We start from the raw sequence: 19,235 nt of genomic DNA, 5'->3' as shown, positions 1-19,235 counted from the left end.
CCACACGAGTGGACTGGGTCAGGACGGTACCCGGGGTTCACCCGTATGTCAGTACCTGGAGGACTGTGAACTTCGCGGAAATTTTCGACAGGCCCCCATGGCGACCTGGGTACACTGCTCGGGCGCACGCACGCGGTAGTGGTGCACGCCTCCTTAGCTCAGATGGCCAGAGCAGCTCACTTGTAATGAGCAGGTCGTCGGTTCGAATCCGACAGGGGGCTCCGAAAAGCCCAGGTCAGGAGTGTTCTGGCCTGGGCTTTCACTTGTGCTCCGGAGCGTTGGCCGCCCGCGCCAGGGCCTCGTCGGTGAGGCGGTACGCCGTCCAGTCGGACTGGGGGTGGGCGTCGAGGGATTCGTAGAAGTTGATCGCGGGGGTGTTCCAGTTGAGGACGGCCCACTCCAGGCGTTGGTAGCCGCGTTCGACGCAGATGCGGGCGAGTTCGGTGAGGAGGGCCTTGCCGTGGCCGGTGCCGCGGGCGCCGGGGCGGACGTAGACGTCTTCGAGGTGGATGCCGTGGACTCCGCGCCAGGTGGAGAAGGTGAGGAACCAGATGGCGTAGCCGATCACCGAGTCCGTGGAGTCCGTCGCCACGTGCGCGTGGGCGGCGGGGTGTTCGCCGAAGAGGGCCTGGTGGAGTTGTTCCTCGGTCGCTCGGACCTCGGTCAACGACTTCTCGTAGTCGGCGAGTTCGCGGATGAGGGTGTGGATCACGGGGATGTCGGCGGGGGTGGCGGGGCGGATCACGGTTGTCGGCTCCGGTGGGTGCGCAGGCGGTGGGCGATCTCGACGTGGTGGGGTGCCAGGGGGCGGCTGTCCCAGACGGCGTTCTGGAGGAGGCGTCCCAGGGTCCAGGCACGCGCGCGTGTGCGGTCCAGGCCGAGGGCGTCGGTCATGGCGTCGAAGCGCCAGGTGATCTCGTCGGCGTCGAAGCGGTTGTCCAGGGCGGGCCAGAGCTCGAACCCGGGGTCGCCGGCGAGGGGTTTGGGGTCGATGGCGAGCCAGGGGGCGCGGTCGGAGGCGAGGACGTTCTCGTAGTGCAGGTCCCAGTGCAGGAGTTGGTCGCCGGGCTCGTCGGCGACTTCGCGGAGGGCGGCGGCGCAGTCGGCGACGAGGCGGCGGGTGTCGGGGTCGGCGATGCGTTGCAGGGCCTGTGGGGTTCTGTCGAGCATGGTCTGTGCGATGTCGCCGAGTCGGCGCAGGCCTGGTGGGGCCGGGGTCGCGGTGAGGTGGGCGAGCAGGCCGGCGATGACGAGGACGGCTTCGCGGGTGTCGGGCAGGGTGGAGAGCATGCGGGTGGAGTCGAGGCGCTCCAGGAGCATGGTGTGGGTGGCAGGGTCGTGGTCGAGGAGGCGGACGGCTCCGTCGCCGTTCCAGATGCGCAGGGCGAGGGGTTCGCCGGCGCTCTCGTCGTCGCGGAGTTGCAGTTTGAGGGCGGCCGGGGTGCCGTCGGCGCGGCGTACGACGGGCAGGACGAGGGCGGTGACTCCGTGCATGGGAGGGCCGTCCGGTGCGAGGTCCCAGCCCTGGAGGAAGTCGGCCACGAGTCCGGGTAGTGCGGCGATGAACTCCCGTCCTTTGTCGCCGTTGTGTAGCTCCTGTGTCGCCGCCAGTTCCGCCGGGATGTCGATCACGCGGGGGACCCTACCGGCGTGCGTGAATCGCCTCATGCGAATTAACCGGGGTGTCCACTGGGTGCGGGCCTATGTGCGCGGTGCCCCCGGTACCCATGTCTGGCTGGGGATTCTCTTTGTGACGACGGTGGCGTTGCATCACATGTCGCCGGAGTTCGAGGAGGCGTTTCTGCGGCAGCGTTCGACGAACATCCATGAGTTGTCGAGCAATCCGGTGCGGGTGCTGGTCTCCAGTGCCATGTGGATCGACGGCGGGCATTGGCTGCCGTATGCCGTGCTGTATTCCCTTTTTCATGCGCCGGCGGAGCGTTGGCTGGGTACCGCGCGGTGGTTGGCGGTGTGTGCGGCGGCGCATGTGCTGGCGACGCTGATCAGTGAGGGGGCGTTGCTGTGGGGGATCCGGCACGGGGTGGCGCCCGCGTCGGCGGTCAACACCTTGGACATCGGGGTGAGTTACGCGTTGGCGGGGGTGGTCGCGGTGTTGGTGTACCGGATTCCCGCGCCGTGGCGGTACGGCTACGGGTTCGTCGTTCTTGTCGTGTACGCGGTGCCGTTGGTGACCGGGCGGACCTTCACCGATCTGGGGCATTTCACCTCGGCGCTGATCGGGTTCGGGTGTTATCCGCTGGTCAGGGCGCGGAAAAGTGTGCGGATTCCGAAGGAGACAGCGGGTGCTTCGGCGGGTTAGCGTCCCAGGCCATGAGCAGTGGTGTCGTGAACGGCGGTGTCTCCTTCTGGTACGCGGACGACGGTTTTCCCGGGGTGCGGGAGCCGCTCGGTGGTGACGCGTCGGCGGATGTCGTGATCGTGGGCGGCGGGTACACGGGGCTGTGGACGGCGTACTACCTGAAGAAGGCCGTGCCCTTTCTGCGGATCACCGTCCTGGAGCAGAAGTTCTGCGGTTACGGCGCCTCGGGGCGTAACGGCGGCTGGCTGTACAACGGGATCGCGGGCCGCGACCGGTACGCGAAGCTGCATGGTCACGAGGCCGCCGTACGGCTTCAGCGGGCCATGAACGACACCGTCGACGAGGTCGTCCGGGTCGTCGGCGAGGAGGGTTTCGACGCCGGTCTCCACAAGGGGGGCGTTCTCGAAGTCGCGCGTTCGCCCGCGCAGTTGGCGCGGTTGCGGGCTTTCCACGAGCACGAGTTGTCGTACGGCGAGAAGGACCGCGAGCTGTACGGGGCCCGGGAGACGGCCGAGCGGGTCAGGGTCGCGGACGCGGTGGGGTCGTCGTGGACGCCGCACGGGGCGCGGGTGCATCCGGTGCGGCTGGTGAAGGGGCTCGCGGCGGCCGTGGAGGCGCTGGGGGTGACCGTTCACGAGCAGACGCCGGTGACGGAGATCCGGGCCAAGCACGCCGTCACGCCGTACGGCACGGTCCGGGCGCCCTATGTGCTGCGCTGTACCGAGGGGTTCACGGCGGCTCTGAAGGGGCAGCGGCGGACCTGGCTGCCGATGAACTCCTCGATGATCGCCACGGAGCCGCTCTCCGAGGAGCAGTGGGCGGCGATCGGCTGGGAGGGGCGGCAGACGCTGGGGGACATGGCGCACGCGTACATGTACGCGCAGCGCACGTCCGACGGGCGGATCGCCCTGGGTGGGCGCGGGGTGCCGTATCGCTTCGGGTCGCGGACGGACAACGACGGGCGGACGCAGGAGGCGACGGTCGAGGCGTTGCGGGAGGTTCTTGTGGGCTTCTTCCCGATGCTGGCCGGGGTGCGGGTCGCGCATGCCTGGTCGGGGGTGCTGGGGGTGCCGCGGGACTGGTGTGCGTCGGTGACGCTGGACCGTTCGACGGGGGTGGGCTGGGCGGGCGGTTATGTGGGTTCGGGTGTCGCGACCGCCAATCTGGCGGCCCGGACCCTGCGGGATCTGGTGCAGCAGGACTCGGGCCAGGGCGGCCGGACGGAGCTGACGGATCTGCCGTGGGTGGGGCACAAGGTGCGCAGGTGGGAGCCGGAGCCGCTGCGGTGGCTGGGCGTGCAGGGCATGTACGCGACGTATCGCGCGGCGGACCGGCGGGAGTTCGTGAGCCGTCGTGGGGAGTCGTCGCGGTTGGCGCGGTGGGCGGACCGGGTCGCCGGACGGCGTTGATCAGTACCGATCGGCAGCGCTGACCTCGGTGCTCCGGTGCCGGGGAGAGGGGCGGTCCGGATCGATCCGGGCCGCCCCTTCGCGTTCACACCGCGGATTCCGGCACCGGTGCCGGGGTGGGCGCGCCCTGCTTCGGCGGTTTCGTCGTCACCATCAGGCCCGCCACCAGGCCGGCCAGGAGCATGATGCCGACGGCCCACCAGATGGCGACGGTGTAGCCGTGCACGACACCTTCCTTGACGACCAGGGCCTTCTGCGAGGAACCGGCCAGGTGGGCGCCGACGTAGGCGGCGCTGCTGGTGGTGGCGATGGTGTTGAGCAGCGCCGTACCGATGGAACCGCCCACCTGCTGTGCGGTGTTGACGGTCGCCGAGGTCACTCCGGAGTCCTGCGGGGCGACGCCCGCGGTGGCGGTGGAGAACACCGGCATGAAGGTGAGACCCATGCCCAGGCCCATCAGGAGCAGGGCGGGCAGGATCTCGGTGGCGTAGGAGCTGTCCACGGACATCTGCGTCAGGACCAGCATGCCGCCCGCCGCGAGGACCATGCCGGGGACCATCAGCATGCGCGGCGCGACGTGGTTCATCAGCCGGGCCGAGATCTGCGTGGAGCCGACGATGATCGCGGCGGTCATCGGCAGGAAGGCGAGACCGGTGCGCACGGGGGAGTAGGCGAGCACGACCTGCAGGTAGTACGTCATGAACAGGAACAGACCGAACATGCCGATGACGGCGAGCCCCATGGTCAGGAAGCAGCCCGCGCGGTTGCGGTCCTTGACGATGTGCAGCGGGAGCAGGGGCATGGCCGCCCGGGACTGCCACCACACGAAGGCCGCCAGGAGCACGACGCCCCCCACCAGCAGGGTCAGCACCAGGGGGTCGCTCCAGCCGCGGGGTTGGGCCTCGCTGAAGCCGTAGACGATCGCGACCAGGCCGCCGCAGCCCAGCAGCACCCCGGGCACGTCGAGCCGGGCACCTGCGTGGCCGGGACGGTCGTGCAGCAGGACGAGGGCACCGACGACTGCGGCGACGGCGATGGGCACATTGACGTACAGGCACCAGCGCCAGTTGAGGTACTCGGTGAGGAGGCCGCCGACGATGAACCCGATCGCCGAACCGGAGCCCGCGAGGGCGCCGTAGATCCCGAAGGCCTTTCCGCGCTCCTTCGGGTCGGTGAACGTCGTGGTGAGCAGGGACAGCGCGGACGGGGCGAGTACGGCCGCGAAGACGCCCTGGAGGGCGCGGGCGGCGAAGAGCATGCCGGAGCCGGTGGCCGCGCCACCGAGTGCGGAGGCGGCGGCGAAGCCGACCAGGCCGATCACGAAGGTGCGCTTGCGGCCCACCAGGTCGGCGATGCGGCCGCCGAGCAGGAGGAGGCCGCCGAAGGCCAGCGTGTAGGCGGTGATGACCCACTGCCGGTTGCCGTCGGACATGCCCAGGTCGCGCTGAGCGGAGGGGAGTGCGATGTTCACGATGGTCGCGTCGAGGACGACCATCAGCTGCGCGAGGGCGATCACCACCAGACCCCACCAGCGGCGAGGGTCCGTCTGTTCGGCTGGTTCGCCCGATCGGGTGACATTCACCCGGCCAGAAGACCACGAATCGGCGTGAGTCGCATCTGGGCGTGTCATGGCTCCAGGACCACCTTTCCGGTTGTGCCGCGCGTCTCCAGGGCCAGGTGTGCGGCCGCCGCGTCGGCGAGGGGGAAGCGCTGCACGGCGGGCGTCAGGCGGCCCGCGGCGGCTTCGGCGAGGGCGCGCAGTTCGAGGGTGCGGATGGGGGCGGGGCCGCCGGTCCTCTGTGTCATGGCGGGTCCCAGGACCTGTTCGGACAGGCCCTCGACGAGGTAGGGCTGTCCGTCGTGGATGCCTTTGCCGGACCAGCCGAAGACGATGTGCTGTCCGCCGGGGCCGAGGAGGGCCGTGCTCTCGCGGGCGACGTCCCCGCCGACGCCGTCGAAGACGACGGTGAGGGACCGGCCGCCGAGGAAGGCGCGGACCACGTCCGGCCACGCGGGGTCCGTGTAGTCGACGGCGAGGTCGGCGCCGTTCTTCTCGGTGAGGCGGACTTTCCGCGGGCCGCCCGCGAGGCCGATGACGGTGGCTCCCGCGTTCTTCGCGTACTGCACGAGCAGGGTGCCGAGGCCTCCGGCCGCCGCCGGGATCAGGACCACGGAGTGCGGACCGAGCTCGGTGAACTGGAGGATCCCCATCGCCGTACGGCCCGTGCCGATCATGGCGACGGCCTGGGCGAAGTCGAGGTTCTCGGGGATCTCGTGTACGCGGTCGACGTCGGTGACGGCCAGTTCGGCGTAGCCTCCGGGGGCGAAGCCGAGGTGGGCGACCACGCGCTTGCCGAGCCACAGGCCGGCGACGCCGTCCCCCAGGGACTCGACCGTGCCGGCGACCTCACGGCCGGGGATCGTGGGCAGCACGGTCGGCTTCGGCGCCGGTCCCTGATGTCCCTCGCGCAGGGCGGTGTCCAGGAGGTGGACTCCGGCCGCCCGTACGGTGATACGGACCTGGCCGGGGCCGGGCAGTGGGTCGTCGGTGATCTCGTGGGTGAGGTTCTCGGCGGGGCCGAAGGCATGCAGACGGATGGCGTGCATGAGGAGAACTCCCTGTGTCGTCAGGGGCCCCACTCTTCGACCTCAAGCGTGCTTGAGGTCAAGAGCGTTCCGGCCGAGAGCCAGCGATACGGCGGTGAGCGCGCTGGTGAAGGACACCTCCGACAGCACACCGGGCGCCGCGACCTGGTCACCCGCGAGGTAGACGCCGTCGCCCCGGTCGATGGCGGGCCGGTCCCGCCAGCTCGTGCCGGGCAGGTCCACGGCTCCGGTACGGCCGTTCGCGACGGCCTCACGGCGCCAGGTCACGCGTTCGCGCCAGCCCTCGAAGGCGAGATCGAGCAGTTGCTCCGCGCGCGCGACCCCGTCGGCCCTGCTCTCGTGCGGGGCGATCGGGATCTGCCCCTGGAGGAGCTGTTCGCCCGCGGGTGCCAGGCCGCGGTCCTGGGCGGTGAACCGTTCGATCCAGCCGGGCGAGTCGAGGTCGGAGACGGCGAAGGCGTCACCGCGCCGGGCGCGCAGGGCGAGGTCGACGAGTGCCGTACGGCCGCTTGGCCAGGTCAGCGAGTCGTCGCCGAGGAGCCTGCGGGCCGCGTCGAGGGAGGTGGCGACGACGACGGGCGTGTCGGTGGGCAGGGTGTCGACGCGGGACAGGGTCTCCATCCGGACGCCCAGGTTCCAGGCGCGGGCGGCCATCCGGTCCACGACGGAGGCCCAGCCGCCGCGCGGGTAGTGCGCCTCGGGCGGCAGCTTGGTGGCGCGCCGCAGCCGTTCCTGCACGAACGCGGCGGACAGGGCGCCCGGATCGTGATGGAAGAGCGCGACGGCGGAGTAGTGGGCGGCGGCACGGGCACCCTCCTCGCCCGCCTGCTCGGTCGCCCACGACATGAAGTCCACGTCGACGGGGGCCCGTTGGGCGCTGCGGCGGAGCAGCTTGAGCATGGCGAAGGGTGGAGTGCGGCGCAGGACGCCCTTGTGCCTGAGCCGCAGCCGGGCCGCCTCCAGGGGCGGGAGCGCGGCGAGCGGGCCGACGAGGCCGCGCTGTTGGAGCCAGGACCAGTGCGGGCCACCGCTGTAGAGGGCGTGCGGACCGACGTTCGTACGGTACGGCGCCTCGGCGGTGCGGGCCCGGCCGCCGAGCGTGTGATGGGCCTCGTGCACGGTGACCTTGACGCCGGCCTCGGCGGCGGTGATCGCCGCGGTCAGTCCGGCGAGGCCGCCGCCGACGACGGTGATGCGGTGCATGGGTGGGGGTCTCCCTCTGCTCGGGGTCGGGTCGGGGCATGTCTGGTCGGGGCTGGTCGGGTCGGGTCGGTTCGCGTCTCTCGGCGGTATGACGGACTGAGGGCACCGGAATGTGACATGAGGGGTGTTCTCGCAGGTCAGGAGGATTGTCAGTGGTGGGGTGCAGGATGGGGGCATGGCGAGACGAGTGACGGGTGGAGCGGGCCGGTCCGGTGAGTCGGGGGGCTCGAGTACGGCGGGGGCGGCGGGTGGCTCGCGGGTGAAGGGCGCGCGGCGGCCGGAGGTGCGGCTGCCGCCGCTGGAGCCGTTCGGGGGAGGGGAGTTGGATCCGGACGGGGACTATGACGGGCTGGAGTTCCTGGAAGTGGACTTCGTCGGGCAGGACGGGGCGGGGGCCCGTTTCATGGACTGCGCGCTGAGAAGCTGCGCGCTGGACGAGACCCGGCTCCACCACGCCCGCTTCCTCGACTCGGTTCTCACCGGCATACGGGGTGTGGGCACCGACCTCGCGGAGGCGAACCTCCGTGACGTCGAGCTGATCGACGCCCGCCTCGGCGGAGTGCAGTTGCACGGCGCGGTGCTGGAGCGGGTGGTGATCCGCGGCGGCAAGATCGACTACCTGAACCTGCGCACGGCCAAGCTGAAGGACGTCGTCTTCGAGAGCTGCGTGCTGGTGGAACCGGACTTCGGGGGCGCGCGGCTGGAGCGCGTCGAGTTCGTGGACTGCGCACTGAAGGGCGTGGACCTCACGGCGGCGACCCTCAAGGACGTCGACCTGCGCGGGGCGGCGTCGCTGGAGATCGCCCGGGGCGTGGACCGACTGGCGGGGGCGGTGATCAGCCCGTCACAACTGCTGGATCTGGCGCCGGTGTTGGCGGCGGAGGTGGGGATTCGGGTGGAGTGAGGGGGAATTGGTGGTGCGGGGGTGCTGGGTGCTGGTTGCCTGACGAGTGACGGGTGCCTGACGGGTGACGAGTCACGCCTGACGTGGGTCTGGTCTTGCGGCCCGCAGCCATGCGTCCCGCGTCCCGCGTCATGACATTCGCGGGAACCGTGCCTGGAGCGTCCAGATCGCCGGGTTCTCACCCAGGTCCTCATGGAGGTCGACGAGGTCGGCGATCAGGTCGTGCAGAAAGTCGCGGGCCTCGCGGCGCAGATCCGTGTGGGAGAAGGAGAGCGGGGGCTCCTCCACCGGCATCCAGTCGGCCTCGATGTCCACCCACCCGAATCGGCGCTCGAAGAGCATGCGGTCCGTGGACTCGGTGAAGTCCAGTTCCGCGCGCTGGGGGCGGGACGCGCGGGAGCCCGCGGGGTCGCGGTCGAGGTGTTCCACGATGTCGCACAGCGCCCACGCGAAGTCGAGCACCGGCACCCATCCCCAGGCTGTGGACAGTTCCCGGTCTTCCTTCGTGTCGGCGAGGTAGACGTCCCCGCAGAACAGGTCGTGCCGCAGCGCGTGGACGGCAGCGCGGCGGTAGTCGGTCTGCGGGGGGTCCGGGAAGCGGTTGGAGAGGGCGTAGCCGATGTCGAGCACGGAGCCGATGGTGTCACGCGCCTGACCGTAGGATCACCGCCGTGTCCCGATCCGTGCCGCTCGCCCCCGCCACCGCCCTGCTCCTGGTGGGAGCCCTCGCCCTGACCGCGTGCGACGGCGGAGTGCACGGCACCCCCGGCGGCTCCGGCCTGCGCGACCCGTACTTCCCGAAGGCCGGCAACGGCGGCTACGACGTCACCCACTACGACCTGGACCTCGCCTACGACCCGGACGCTCCCGACACGACCACGCTCTCCGGCACCGCGACCCTCACCGCCCGAGCCACCCAGGACCTGTCCGCTTTCAACCTCGACCTCGACGGCCTGGACATCCGGAGCGTCACCGTCGACGGCGACAAGGCCCGCTGGAACCGCACCGGCCAGGAACTGACCGTCCGCCCGCACGACGACCTCGACGAGGGCCGTGCCTTCCGGGTGACCGTCCGCTACTCCGGCACCCCGAGGACGATCACCGACCCGGACGGCTCGAATGAAGGCTGGCTGCCCACGAAGGACGGCGCGGTGGCCCTCGGCGAACCGACCGGCTCGATGGCCTGGTTCCCCGGCAACCACCATCCCTCCGACAAGGCGTCCTACGACCTCACGATCACCGTCCCCGAGGGCCTCCAGGCCGTCTCCAACGGTGAGTTGACCGCTACCAGCACCAGCGGCGGCCGTACGACGTCCACCTGGCACACCGCCGAACCCATGGCGAGCTACCTCGCCACCCTCGCGATCGGCGACTACGACGTCCGGCGCTACGCCATCCCCGGCCTCGGGGGCACCTCCGACGGCCTGCCGGTGTACACAGCGGTCGACCCGACCGAGGCCGCCGCGAGCCAGAAAGTCCTGGCGCAGATCCCCGCCGTCATGAAGTGGGCCCAGGCCGCCTTCGGTCCGTACCCCTTTGCCTCCACCGGCGCGATCGTCGACCGCGTGGGCGACGCCGGTTACGCCCTGGAGACCCAGAACCGCCCCTTCTTCCCCGGCGCCCCCGACACCGGGACCCTCGTCCACGAGCTCGCCCACCAGTGGTTCGGCGACTCGGTCACCCCGAAGACCTGGCAGGACATGTGGCTCAACGAGGGCTTCGCGACCTACGCCGAGTGGATGTGGACCGAGGACCACGGCGGCGACAGCGCCCAGCAGACCTTCGACGCGCTCTACGACCACGGCGACGACGTCTACGAGGACCTCTGGGACTTCCCGCCCGGAAAGCCGTCGAGCGCCGCGCACCTCTCCGACAGCCCCGTCTACCAGCGCGGCGCGATGGTCCTGCACAAGATCCGGCAGACCGTCGGCGACAAGGCCTTCACTGCGATCGTGCAGGGCTGGGCCGCCGCCCACCGACACGGCAACGCGGACACCGACGACTTCACGACGTACGTCGAACAGCAGGCACCCGGCAAGGACTTCACCCCGATCTGGGACACCTGGCTGTACGGGGACGGGAAGCCGGAGCGGGCGTAGCCGACGGGCGCGACCGCTGTACGACGGTCGGCGCTGCTATCGATCGCCGTCCCGTTCACGCTCGCTGCGCCGCAGTGCACGACGCTCCTTACCCGGCAGGGTGGCGGCCAACTCGCCCACCAGGGAGACGTCGTGGGATGTGCGGTCCCGGCTGCCCCGGCACCACCACGCCGTTGGGTCCGACGCGTCTGCTTCGCCCCCGCACCCGTCGTCGGTGGACCCTGCTGGACGAAGGTGCATTCCGGTCTTGTGTTCCCGGCAGATCGGCCAGGCCTGCCAGAGCAGCTCCATGATCGTGTCCTGTGCCGCCTCCGCGACCAGGCTCAGGGCCGTCATCGCGTCATCCGGCTCCGGCGGGTCGTGCTCCTCCAGGTCGGCGTTCACCGCGTTGCCCTGCCAACGGCCGTCCGGCATCGCCACATAGACATGGTCCCTGTCGATCCAGCTCGGCGGCAGCGGCTGCCCGGACGGGGCGACCATCAGTATCAGCGCGTCCTGGCCGGGCAGGGTGGCCGTCACGTCGCGGTTGACCACAGCGAGGGCGGCCTCGAATTTCGGCCACTCACCGGGCTCGGCACGCCTGGGCTCCAGGAGTTGCGGCCGGTCATGACCAGGACCGATGTGGACGTGCGGGAGGGAGTTCACAGGGGCATCGTCTCAGCCACGCCGGCCTACGCGAGTCGGCGCAGAATCGGCGGCGTACGGATTCAGTCCTTGTAGCGCGGCAGGTTCTCCGTGGAGATGGTCCAGTCGCCGATGGTGACGTCCTCGCCGTAGACGAAGTCCTTGCGGGTGGCGTAGCGGGGGCCCTCGGGGGTGGGGTGGATGTCGGTGAGGACGGCGCCGGTGCCGGTGCGGGGGTCGAAGATCGCGTAGATGGGGATGCCGATCAGGGGGTAGTCGCGGACCTTGCCCACCCAGTCGTTGTCGGGGTTGGAGCGGGAGACGACCTCGATGGCGGCCACGAGGGTATGCGGGTCGATGGAACCTTCGGTGTTCAGATCGGTCCACGCGATCACCATGACGTCAGGGTGGCGCATGATGCCCTCGGGCTCGTCCTCCACGTCGGGGGTGCCGTTGTGGGCCAGCAGCTCGTCCGGCATGACTTTCTCCAGTCGCCGGCTGATGTGAGCTGCCGTGACCTCATGCGGTCCTCCCGGCGACATCATGTCGTGGACGATCCCTTCCTTGGTGATCTCGAATTTGCCGGGGAGGGAGTCGTCCATGGCCTGCATGAAGTCCCGCATGGTCCGGTACAGGTGGGATGCGCCTTGCCGTGCGTTGTCCGGGGCGATGGTCATGGCGCGCGCTCCTCGTCTGTGCCCAGGGGCCAGGATCGTCACGTCCATGCTAGGTGGCCCCCCGAAGATCGCATCGACAGTCGCGGCAGCGGCCTCGTTCGGGGGCGCGGAAGGCGCGGTTGCAGCCGTCGCAGTTCTGGAGGGGGTGGATGACGGCGGGTGGGGGCCCGGCAGCGGGGCGAGCGGGTGGCAGGGGTGGCAGCAGGGCGTTCAGGCGGTGGGCCAGGAGGGCTGCGGGGCGGCGGGGGCCGTCGGGAGGGAGGTCGGCGGTCAGGGCGTCGCGTACGGCGGTGGGGGTGACGTCCCGTTCGAGCCAGGCGGCGACTCCGGGGGCGAGGTGGCCGGTGTCCTGGGCGGAGAGCGGCAGGCGGGAGTCGATGCGGCGCAGGCCGGCGAGGAGGTCGGTGGCCTTCTGGAGGAGTCCGGGGGACGGGTGGGCAGGGTGCGGTACCGCCGGGAGGGGACGCGAGCCTTTCCTGGGGCTCGGGGTGTCGTGCGCGGACGCTCGTGCCGTGCGTACCGGTGTCCGTGCCGGGGCCGCCTGGCCGCGTGGGCTCGGCTGGTTGCAGGAGATCGTGCGGGTGACGATGCGGCCGCCGGGGATGCGGCGCCGTTCGCGGCGCAGGTAGCCGTGGGTCTCCAGCTCGCGCAGGGCGGCGGCGATCCGGGTCGGGCCTTCGGGGAAGCGGGCGGCCAGGGACTTGATGTCGGCGCAGGCGCCCTGTGGCAGCGACTGGAGGTGTGCGGCCAGGCCGATGGCCAGGAGCGACAGCTCCGGGTGCTGGGCCAGGTGGTTGCCGATCACCGTGAAGCGGGTGGTGTGGCGGGTGTGTTCGTGGAGCAGACCGCCGCCGGGTTCGGCTTCGGGGTCCCGGTTCGGGTGGTTCTTGGTGCCAACACGGGACCGGGCGCGCGAGGGCGCGCTAGGGTTTTGGGTGTCCATCGGGAAGCGATCTCTTCCTTGGTGGTCAGGCCCTCGCATTGGGATGCCAGTCCCGGCGAGGGCCGTTGTATGTCTGCAGTTGTGTTGCGCCGACTGTAGGGCAGGCAACCGGGGCGAAATCCAGCTGAGTTGGTGATGTTCACTCGCGAGAGTGAGTCGCTTGCTGGGCGGGAGGGGTGGGGTTTGGTCGGGTTCTTTCACCCTCATTTCAATCCTTGGGAAGGCGTCCCGACCCACCGCAGCACGGACCCACCGAAGCCCGGGTTTCCGGACGTCGGTGACAGGTCGATTTCCGCCCACACCGTCTTGCGGGGGCGGGGTCCCGGCGCGACGCCCCACCGGTCGGCGAGCGCGTCCACCAGCACTAGGCCCCGGCCCGACTCGGCCTCCGGTGCAGGGAGTTCGGGGTGCGGCATACGGTCACCCCGGGTGTCCGTGACCTCGATGCGCAGGGTGTCCGCGACGACGTAGAGCGTGAGGCGGAAGTCGCGCCCCGGGACCCGGCCGTGCGTGGCCGCGTTCACCGCCAGCTCCGCCACGATGTGCTCCGCCGGGTGCAACGGCAGCCCCCACTCGCGCAGTTGCTCGCAGGCCAGCAGCCGGGCCAGACGGGCTCCACGCGGGGTGGGGGACAGCTGGATGCTGAAGTTGCGGATGACGGAGGTTCCTTGATTCACGTCACTCAGCGTGGCCGTCGATGCTTACCGTGAACAGTGACGACGCCGATGCGTACGGTGACTGTCCGGAGCTTGTCCGGTCGTGTCCGGGCTGTCGGGGGCGGACGTACGGGTAGGGGCGTCGCGGACACGGACGTACGGCGGAGGGGCGCGCGATGAGTGTGGACGGCCAGGCGGAGGCGGTCGAGGCGGGGTGGGAGGTCGACCCTGACGACGAGTGGGGTGTCGCGGTCATCGCGACCGTCGGACGGCAACTGAAGCTGCGGCGGGAGGCGGTGGGGATGCGGGCCGGCGAGTTCGGGGAGGCGGTGGGGTACGGCGAGGATCTTGTTTACAAGGTCGAGGGCGGCAAGCGGATCCCCCGCCTCGACTATCTCGACAGGGCCGACGAGGTCCTGGGGGCGGGTGGACTCATCTCCGCGATGAAGGAGGACGTGAGGAAGGTCCGGTATCCCAAGAAGGTGCGGGAGCTGGCCAAGTTGGAGGGGCAGGCGGTGGAGATCGGGGTGTATGAGTGCAACAGCGTCAATGGACTGTTGCAGACGCCGGAACACGCGCGGGCAGTGATCTCGGCGGCTCAGCCGCCCTACTCACCTGACGACGTGGAACGCATGGTGACCGCTCGCCTGGCCCGGCAGTCGGTCTTCGAACGGGACCCGGCCCCGTCCATCCACTTCGTGCTGGAAGAGGCGGCCCTGCGTCGTCCCATCGGAGGCACAATGGTGTGGCGACAGCAGCTCGAACATCTGCTGGAGGTGGGACGGTTGCACAACGTCGTGCTTCAGGTGATGCCGTTGAACTCCGAGATCCACTCCGGTCTGGACGGGCGGATCGAGGTGCTGAAGTTCCCGGACGGTACGGCGGTGGGGCGCTCCGACGGTGCGTTCAACGGCCGCCCGACCTCGGACCCGAAACAACTGCGCATCCTTGAGCTGCGGTATGGCACCATCCGGGCGCAGGCTCTCCCGCCGGGGGAGTCGCTGGTCCTCGTCGAGCAACTGCTGGGAGAAACATGATCCGCAAGCCCGCTGCCGGGGACGTCGCCAACCTGGCGTGGTTCAAGAGCAGTTACAGCGGCGGCAATGACGGCAACTCCTGCGTCGAGATCGCGCTGGACTGGTTCAAGAGCAGTTACAGCAGCGGCAATGATGGCAACTCCTGCGTCGAGATCGCCGTAGCCCCCCGCACCATCCACATCCGCGACTCCAAGAACGACGACGTCACCGGCCCCCGGTTCACCGTCACCCCCGCCGCCTGGACTGCGTTCGTCTCGCAGGCGTAGAGGGCAGAAACGCCGGAGCCCCCGGCCGGTACGACCAGGGGCTCCCGCTCACTCAGCGCAGTGAACCTCAGACGTTGACGCCGAAGTCCGTGGCGATGCCGACCAGGCCGGAGGCGTAGCCCTGGCCGACCGCGCGGAACTTCCACTCCGCGCCGTTGCGGTAGAGCTCGCCGAAGACCATGGCCGTCTCCGTCGCCGCGTCCTCGGAGAGGTCGTAGCGGGCGATCTCGGCGCCGCCGGCCTCGTTCAGGATGCGGATGTAGGCGTTGCGGACCTGGCCGAAGTTCTGCGAGCGGTTCTCCGCGTCGTAGATCGAGACCGGGAAGACGATCTTGTCGATGTCGGCCGGGAGGCCGGCGAGGTTGACCTTGATCGCCTCGTCGTCGCCCGCGCCCTCACCCGTGCGGTTGTCGCCGGTGTGGACGATGGTCTTGTCCGGGGTCTCCTTGTTGTTGAAGAAGACGAAGTGGCCGTCCGAATAGACCTTGCCCTCCAGGTTGACCGCGATCGCGGAGGCGTCGAGGTCGAAGTCCGTGCCGGTGGTCGTGCGGACGTCCCAGCCGAGGCCCACGGTGACGGCGGTCAGGCCCGGAGCCTCCTTGGTGAGCGAGACGTTGCCACCCTTGGACAGGCTTACAGCCATGGTTTGGGAGTCCTTCCCTCGTTAAGACGTCTATGTACGGCGGTACGGCCTTGAAGCTACAGCTACCCGTATGAACGCCGCGAGGGGTGCCCAAGGTTCCCTGTGTCTTTACTTTCTTTACCAAGGAAGCGGGGCGGTCCGGCGATATTGGGGTGACGTGGACCGGACAGAGCCGGGAACATGGACCTCATGTCCGGTCCCTATGTCATCCGCGGCTCCGTCTCGCTCCCCGAGGCCGAGCTCATGTGGCGTTTCTCGCGGTCGTCCGGGCCCGGCGGACAGCACGTCAACACCAGTGACACGCAGGTCGAGCTGCGCTTCGACATCGAGCGGACCGAGGCGTTCCCCGAGGTGTGGAAGCAGCGGGCGCTGGAGAAACTGGCCGGGCGGCTCGTCGACGGCGTCGTCACCGTCCGCGCCTCCGAGCACCGTTCGCAGTGGCGCAACCGTGAGACCGCCGCCGTACGTCTGGCTGCGCTCCTCGCCGAGGCCACGGCTCCGCCGCCGAAGCCGCGCCGGGCCACCCGTATCCCGCGCGGGATCAACGAACGCCGGTTGCGGGAGAAGAAGCAGCGCTCGGACACCAAGCGGGGCCGGACGGGCCGGGACTGGGGCTGACGGCGCGGCACCGGGCAGCGGGCTGTCGACCGGCTGCCGCCGTTCACGTTCGTACACGACGGGATCGCCGCGATCGGCATCACCACAGATCGGGAACGGGCGGCACAACAGCGCGTCCCCCTGGCTCAGCCGAGGCCGAGCACTCCCACCGTCTCGTCCCCGCTCAGTTCCCCGGTCCGGCGGAAGCCGAGATTCAGATAGAAGTCCGCCGGGCCGTGCGGCCCCTCGTGCCAGGTGACGTACAGCTCCTTCGTGCCCCGGCGGCGCAGCTCCGCGGCGACGGACTCGACCGCGAAACGGCCGTATCCCATGCCCTGCTCGCCGGCCGCGATGTTCAGCCGCCACAGGCCGGAGCGGCGCAGGCTGCCGCCCTCGGCGCGCCAGTCGATGTCGAGGAAGGCCATGAGGAAGCCGACCGTGCGGTCGCCGTCGACGATCAGGCGCGGCCAGGCCACTCCCGCGGGATGGACGTATGCCTCGGCGAGGGACTGCATCACGGGGGAGATCGCGAATTCCTGCTCGGGGTGCACTCGTATACCGGTGGCGCTTTCGAAATTCCCGGGTGTGATCTCTTCGAGGCGAGGTGCGAAGGTTGCGGAGGTCATCCGGGGAACCTAGTCCGGGCCGTCGGCCGGCGGCCAGGGAATTCAGCCGAGCTGCCGGTACCGTCCGCGGAAATATGCCAGCGGGCCGCCGTCCGCGATCGGGGCGGCGGCTGTCAGGACGCGGCCGATCACCAGGGTGTGGTCGCCGGCCTCCACGCGTTGTTCCGTGCGGCACTCCAGGGTGGCGAGGGCGCCGCCCACGAGTGCGGCGCCGGTCGCCTCGCCGCGGACGTAGGGGATGTCCTCGAACAGGAGGCGGTCGCTGATGCGGTTCTTCATGGCGAAGCGGCCGGCGATGTGGCGCTGGCTCTCGGACAGGACGGAGACCGCCCAGTGGGGCTGTTCGTCGAGCAGATCGTCCATGCGGGAGCCCGTACGCAGGCTGACCAGCACCAGAGGCGGGTCCAGGGAGACCGACAGGAACGCCGTCGCCGTCATGCCGATGTCCTCGCCGCTCGGTCCTTCGGCGTCGAGCGGAGGCTCGAACGCGGTCACCAGGACCACGCCGGCGGCCAGCTGTGACATGGCGGCGCGGAACTCGTCGTTGCTCACCCCCACAGCATGCCCGGAAGCGGCTGCGGGGATCATCGGGGCGGGGGTGGCGAGGGGAGTCCGGGGCATGTCCGAAACGCTATGCGGCTGCCCGGGGAGCCGCATCGGGCCTTCGTCCGAGGTCGGACCTAGGTCTACCGGCGGAGATGTGCACACCTTCCACAAACACCCAAAGTTTGCGTTCAGTAAACGCACAGGTAAATCGCAGAAACACCACTCAATTGTTCATCTTTCGCTGTGACTTGAGTCACAAGAGGTACTAATTGTTGACCCTGTGTACCGAGTGGGCAGCGCGCTGTGATTCAGTGGCGGAGAAGTACCGACAGAGCGGATCACCGAAACCGCACTGGAGATACGCCAGAGAGAACCCTTGATTCACTGCGAGGTCTCGGGGGGAGGGCGGGCAATGGAGACCGAGTCGGAGCCGTACGTCCAGCTTGCGTCCCTGCGACAGCTGCACGAGGTCATGGCCGACATGAACACGGCCCGCAGCCTTGCGGACACACTGCAGACAGTGGCGAACGGCGTGACCCAGGCACTTGGCTACGAGCTGGCGTGCGTCAATCTCGTACGCCCCGACGGCGACCTCGTGGTCGCCGCCTTCTCCGGCAATCAGGCGGCCGAGTCGCTGATCACCGGCCGGGTGGGCTCCCGTGACTCCTGGGAGCGCCGGCTGAGCATGGGGGAGACCTGGGGCGACCTGGTCTTCATACCCCACACCGAGGGCTGGGTCCTCGACGACGACGACGTACCGCAGTGGTACACCGACGGACCCGCGCCCCGTTTCGAGGACGAGTGGCACCCCTCCGACCGGCTGTTCGCGCCCATGTACACGCCGAGCGCGCAGAGCGGCGGCCAGTGCGGCGAACTGATCGGCGTCCTGTCCGTGGACCGGCCGCGCAACGGCCGCCGACCGGGCGCATGGGGACGCGAAGCGCTCCAGATGTACTCGTTCCAGGCCGCCATCGCGATCAGCAACGCGCGTCTACGCGCGAACATGCAGCGCGCACTGGTCAGGCTCGAAAGGGAACAGCAGGCGCTCAGAGCCAGCGAGGAGAGCTTCCGGCAGGCCTTCGAGTACGCCCCCTCCGGCATGGCCATCGCCGAGATGGGCGGCGACCAGCACGGCCGGATCCTGCGCACCAACGACGCCCTGTGCCGGCTGCTCGGCCGCCCCGCGTCCGCGATGCGCCGCTACTCCTTCTCGGACCTCGTCCACCCCGAGGACATAGGCACCCTGCTGCGGACCTCCGCGGAGGGCGGACGGGCCGAGCTGCGCCTGGGGCGCCGGGACGGCACCTACGTCTGGGTGTCCCTGCGCAACTCCGTCGTCGCCGACGCCGCCGACGGGCCGCGTTTCCTGCTCACGCACGTCGAGGACATAGAGGAGCGCAAGCGCCGCGAGCTCCAGCTCGCCCACCGTGCCTCCCACGACTCCCTGACCGGCCTGCCGAACTCCGCCGAACTGCGTACGCGCCTGTCCTCCCGGCTCTGTCAGCGCTCCACCCACGCGGGCGAGCTGGAGTCCGTGGACGCGGCCTTCGGACACCCCACCTTCGACGCGAACGGCCACGGCTTCGACTTTCCCGCCGGCGTCTCCGAGGCGTACGACGGGTTCGACCACCATGTGCACACTGTGGCCCCCCAGGGGGAGCGCGACGACGGCACCAAGGGGCTCGCGGTGCTCTTCTGCGACCTCGACGGCTTCAAGTCGATCAACGACCGGTTCGGGCACAACGCGGGTGACGCGGTGCTCATCGAGGTCGCCAGGCGGCTGTCCCAGTGCGTGCGTGACGGCGACACCGTGGCCCGGCTCGGCGGCGACGAGTTCGTGATCCTCGCCAACGGGCTCGGTAAGGCCGACGCCGCCGACCTGGCCGTACGTCTTCGCAACGAGATAATCCAGCCGATCCGCGCCGAAGGACGGGCCGTCCGCGTGGGCGCCAGCTTCGGCATCGGGTGGGCGCACTGCGGCATGACCGCGGACGAAGTGTTGAAGTCCGCCGACGAGCGGATGTACATCGAGAAACGATCTCGTCCCAAACAACACAGACGCGCGGGTTGATCCCCAG

At 69.9% G+C, this 19,235-nt stretch carries 21 protein-coding genes and 1 tRNA gene; 9 read left to right on the top strand and 13 right to left on the bottom strand.

Annotation, left to right across the window (positions count from 1 at the left end; translation table 11 throughout):
* Positions 1 to 147 precede the first annotated feature (147 nt).
* Positions 148 to 221 (top strand) — tRNA-Thr (locus OHT57_RS23050).
* 38 nt (positions 222 to 259) lie between these two features.
* Here the strand turns inward: OHT57_RS23050 and OHT57_RS23045 are convergent.
* Positions 260 to 745 carry a GNAT family N-acetyltransferase gene (locus OHT57_RS23045; RefSeq protein ID WP_328748380.1) on the bottom strand — a complete coding sequence of 162 codons (486 nt, stop codon included), beginning with the start codon at positions 743 to 745 and terminating at the stop codon, positions 260 to 262.
* Positions 742 to 1,668: an aminoglycoside phosphotransferase family protein gene (locus OHT57_RS23040; RefSeq protein ID WP_328748379.1), complete on the bottom strand. Its 927-nt coding sequence runs from the start codon at positions 1,666 to 1,668 to the stop codon at positions 742 to 744. Before OHT57_RS23040 ends, OHT57_RS23045 begins: the two co-directional genes overlap by 4 nt.
* Here OHT57_RS23040 and OHT57_RS23035 point away from each other — a divergent pair.
* Positions 1,667 to 2,320 (top strand): rhomboid-like protein, encoded by a 654-nt coding sequence (locus OHT57_RS23035; protein WP_328753294.1) that lies wholly within the window; start codon positions 1,667 to 1,669, stop codon positions 2,318 to 2,320. The two genes, OHT57_RS23040 and OHT57_RS23035, sit on opposite strands and share 2 nt — an antisense overlap.
* A gap of 11 nt (positions 2,321 to 2,331) precedes the next feature.
* A complete protein-coding gene (locus OHT57_RS23030; protein WP_328748378.1) occupies positions 2,332 to 3,729 on the top strand; it encodes an NAD(P)/FAD-dependent oxidoreductase in 1,398 nt (465 codons plus the stop codon).
* Between the two features lie 85 nt (positions 3,730 to 3,814).
* Here OHT57_RS23030 and OHT57_RS23025 read toward each other — a convergent pair whose 3' ends face one another.
* From OHT57_RS23025 to OHT57_RS23015, 3 genes are read right to left on the bottom strand one after another with little or no spacing between them, the layout of a single operon-like run.
* Positions 3,815 to 5,311, bottom strand: a complete 1,497-nt coding sequence (locus OHT57_RS23025) for an MFS transporter (RefSeq protein WP_328748377.1) — start codon at positions 5,309 to 5,311, stop codon at positions 3,815 to 3,817.
* Positions 5,312 to 5,355: 44 nt separating this feature from the next.
* Complete coding sequence (locus tag OHT57_RS23020) at positions 5,356 to 6,336, bottom strand: zinc-binding dehydrogenase (RefSeq protein WP_328748376.1); 981 nt, start codon at positions 6,334 to 6,336, stop codon at positions 5,356 to 5,358.
* Positions 6,337 to 6,378: 42 nt separating this feature from the next.
* The gene (locus OHT57_RS23015) at positions 6,379 to 7,539 is read right to left on the bottom strand and encodes an NAD(P)-binding protein (protein WP_328748375.1); all 1,161 of its coding nucleotides are present in this window, start codon (positions 7,537 to 7,539) and stop codon (positions 6,379 to 6,381) included.
* A 175-nt stretch (positions 7,540 to 7,714) separates the two neighbouring features.
* On the opposite strand from OHT57_RS23015, the gene OHT57_RS23010 reads away from it, so the two are divergent.
* On the top strand, positions 7,715 to 8,443 hold the full coding sequence (locus OHT57_RS23010) for a pentapeptide repeat-containing protein (protein WP_328748374.1): 729 nt from the start codon (positions 7,715 to 7,717) through the stop codon (positions 8,441 to 8,443).
* 129 nt (positions 8,444 to 8,572) lie between these two features.
* Here OHT57_RS23010 and OHT57_RS23005 read toward each other — a convergent pair whose 3' ends face one another.
* Positions 8,573 to 9,073, bottom strand: coding sequence for a hypothetical protein (locus tag OHT57_RS23005; protein WP_328748373.1), 501 nt, complete (start codon positions 9,071 to 9,073; stop codon positions 8,573 to 8,575).
* A 41-nt stretch (positions 9,074 to 9,114) separates the two neighbouring features.
* Here OHT57_RS23005 and OHT57_RS23000 point away from each other — a divergent pair, with 41 nt between their 5' ends.
* A complete protein-coding gene (locus tag OHT57_RS23000; RefSeq protein ID WP_328748372.1) occupies positions 9,115 to 10,542 on the top strand; it encodes a M1 family metallopeptidase in 1,428 nt (475 codons plus the stop codon).
* 36 nt (positions 10,543 to 10,578) lie between these two features.
* On the opposite strand, the gene OHT57_RS22995 is transcribed toward OHT57_RS23000, so the two are convergent.
* From OHT57_RS22995 to OHT57_RS22980, 4 genes are all read right to left on the bottom strand, one after another.
* Positions 10,579 to 11,187, bottom strand: a complete 609-nt coding sequence (locus tag OHT57_RS22995; protein ID WP_328748371.1) for a hypothetical protein — start codon at positions 11,185 to 11,187, stop codon at positions 10,579 to 10,581.
* Positions 11,188 to 11,249: 62 nt separating this feature from the next.
* On the bottom strand, positions 11,250 to 11,843 hold the full coding sequence (locus OHT57_RS22990) for a Uma2 family endonuclease (RefSeq protein ID WP_328748370.1): 594 nt from the start codon (positions 11,841 to 11,843) through the stop codon (positions 11,250 to 11,252).
* A gap of 49 nt (positions 11,844 to 11,892) precedes the next feature.
* The gene (locus OHT57_RS22985; protein ID WP_328748369.1) at positions 11,893 to 12,786 is read right to left on the bottom strand and encodes a helix-turn-helix domain-containing protein; all 894 of its coding nucleotides are present in this window, start codon (positions 12,784 to 12,786) and stop codon (positions 11,893 to 11,895) included.
* Positions 12,787 to 12,989: 203 nt separating this feature from the next.
* On the bottom strand, positions 12,990 to 13,463 hold the full coding sequence (locus OHT57_RS22980; protein ID WP_328748368.1) for an ATP-binding protein: 474 nt from the start codon (positions 13,461 to 13,463) through the stop codon (positions 12,990 to 12,992).
* A 155-nt stretch (positions 13,464 to 13,618) separates the two neighbouring features.
* Here OHT57_RS22980 and OHT57_RS22975 point away from each other — a divergent pair, with 155 nt between their 5' ends.
* Positions 13,619 to 14,479: a helix-turn-helix domain-containing protein gene (locus tag OHT57_RS22975; RefSeq protein ID WP_328748367.1), complete on the top strand. Its 861-nt coding sequence runs from the start codon at positions 13,619 to 13,621 to the stop codon at positions 14,477 to 14,479.
* Complete coding sequence (locus tag OHT57_RS22970; RefSeq protein WP_328748366.1) at positions 14,476 to 14,745, top strand: DUF397 domain-containing protein; 270 nt, start codon at positions 14,476 to 14,478, stop codon at positions 14,743 to 14,745. Before OHT57_RS22975 ends, OHT57_RS22970 begins: the two co-directional genes overlap by 4 nt.
* Positions 14,746 to 14,812: 67 nt before the next feature.
* Here OHT57_RS22970 and OHT57_RS22965 read toward each other — a convergent pair whose 3' ends face one another.
* The gene (locus OHT57_RS22965) at positions 14,813 to 15,388 is read right to left on the bottom strand and encodes a TerD family protein (RefSeq protein WP_328748365.1); all 576 of its coding nucleotides are present in this window, start codon (positions 15,386 to 15,388) and stop codon (positions 14,813 to 14,815) included.
* A gap of 180 nt (positions 15,389 to 15,568) precedes the next feature.
* Here OHT57_RS22965 and arfB point away from each other — a divergent pair, with 180 nt between their 5' ends.
* The gene (arfB, locus tag OHT57_RS22960; protein ID WP_328748364.1) at positions 15,569 to 16,006 is read left to right on the top strand and encodes an alternative ribosome rescue aminoacyl-tRNA hydrolase ArfB; all 438 of its coding nucleotides are present in this window, start codon (positions 15,569 to 15,571) and stop codon (positions 16,004 to 16,006) included.
* Positions 16,007 to 16,131: 125 nt separating this feature from the next.
* On the opposite strand, the gene OHT57_RS22955 is transcribed toward arfB, so the two are convergent.
* Positions 16,132 to 16,611, bottom strand: a complete 480-nt coding sequence (locus OHT57_RS22955; protein ID WP_328748363.1) for a GNAT family N-acetyltransferase — start codon at positions 16,609 to 16,611, stop codon at positions 16,132 to 16,134.
* Between the two features lie 42 nt (positions 16,612 to 16,653).
* Positions 16,654 to 17,232, bottom strand: coding sequence for a flavin reductase family protein (locus OHT57_RS22950; RefSeq protein WP_328748362.1), 579 nt, complete (start codon positions 17,230 to 17,232; stop codon positions 16,654 to 16,656).
* A 337-nt stretch (positions 17,233 to 17,569) separates the two neighbouring features.
* Here OHT57_RS22950 and cdgB point away from each other — a divergent pair, with 337 nt between their 5' ends.
* Entirely contained in the window at positions 17,570 to 19,228 is a 1,659-nt protein-coding gene (gene cdgB / locus OHT57_RS22945) for a diguanylate cyclase CdgB (protein ID WP_328748361.1), read from the top strand.
* Positions 19,229 to 19,235: the final 7 nt, after the last annotated feature.

Origin of the sequence: Streptomyces sp. NBC_00285, from assembly GCF_036174265.1 — a bacterium.
Taxonomy (GTDB): Bacteria; Actinomycetota; Actinomycetes; order Streptomycetales; family Streptomycetaceae; genus Streptomyces.
Note: the sequence above shows the minus strand (reverse complement) of the source record. Positions and strands in the feature narration are given on the sequence as shown.

Bases quoted from the DNA above. Each gene is read 5' to 3' on its own strand.
- OHT57_RS22955 (WP_328748363.1), bottom strand. From the start codon at position 16,611: ATGACCTCCGCAACCTTCGCACCTCGCCTCGAAGAGATCACACCCGGG.
- cdgB (WP_328748361.1), top strand. From the start codon at position 17,570: ATGGAGACCGAGTCGGAGCCGTACGTCCAGCTTGCGTCCCTGCGACAG.
- OHT57_RS22950 (WP_328748362.1), bottom strand. From the start codon at position 17,232: ATGCCCCGGACTCCCCTCGCCACCCCCGCCCCGATGATCCCCGCAGCC.
- OHT57_RS23030 (WP_328748378.1), top strand. From the start codon at position 2,332: ATGAGCAGTGGTGTCGTGAACGGCGGTGTCTCCTTCTGGTACGCGGAC.
- OHT57_RS22990 (WP_328748370.1), bottom strand. From the start codon at position 11,843: ATGACCATCGCCCCGGACAACGCACGGCAAGGCGCATCCCACCTGTAC.
- OHT57_RS23020 (WP_328748376.1), bottom strand. From the start codon at position 6,336: ATGCACGCCATCCGTCTGCATGCCTTCGGCCCCGCCGAGAACCTCACC.
- OHT57_RS22965 (WP_328748365.1), bottom strand. From the start codon at position 15,388: ATGGCTGTAAGCCTGTCCAAGGGTGGCAACGTCTCGCTCACCAAGGAG.
- OHT57_RS22975 (WP_328748367.1), top strand. From the start codon at position 13,619: ATGAGTGTGGACGGCCAGGCGGAGGCGGTCGAGGCGGGGTGGGAGGTC.
- OHT57_RS23015 (WP_328748375.1), bottom strand. From the start codon at position 7,539: ATGCACCGCATCACCGTCGTCGGCGGCGGCCTCGCCGGACTGACCGCG.
- OHT57_RS23040 (WP_328748379.1), bottom strand. From the start codon at position 1,668: ATGAGGCGATTCACGCACGCCGGTAGGGTCCCCCGCGTGATCGACATC.
- arfB (WP_328748364.1), top strand. From the start codon at position 15,569: ATGGACCTCATGTCCGGTCCCTATGTCATCCGCGGCTCCGTCTCGCTC.
- OHT57_RS23010 (WP_328748374.1), top strand. From the start codon at position 7,715: ATGGCGAGACGAGTGACGGGTGGAGCGGGCCGGTCCGGTGAGTCGGGG.
- OHT57_RS22985 (WP_328748369.1), bottom strand. From the start codon at position 12,786: ATGGACACCCAAAACCCTAGCGCGCCCTCGCGCGCCCGGTCCCGTGTT.
- OHT57_RS23035 (WP_328753294.1), top strand. From the start codon at position 1,667: ATGCGAATTAACCGGGGTGTCCACTGGGTGCGGGCCTATGTGCGCGGT.
- OHT57_RS22970 (WP_328748366.1), top strand. From the start codon at position 14,476: ATGATCCGCAAGCCCGCTGCCGGGGACGTCGCCAACCTGGCGTGGTTC.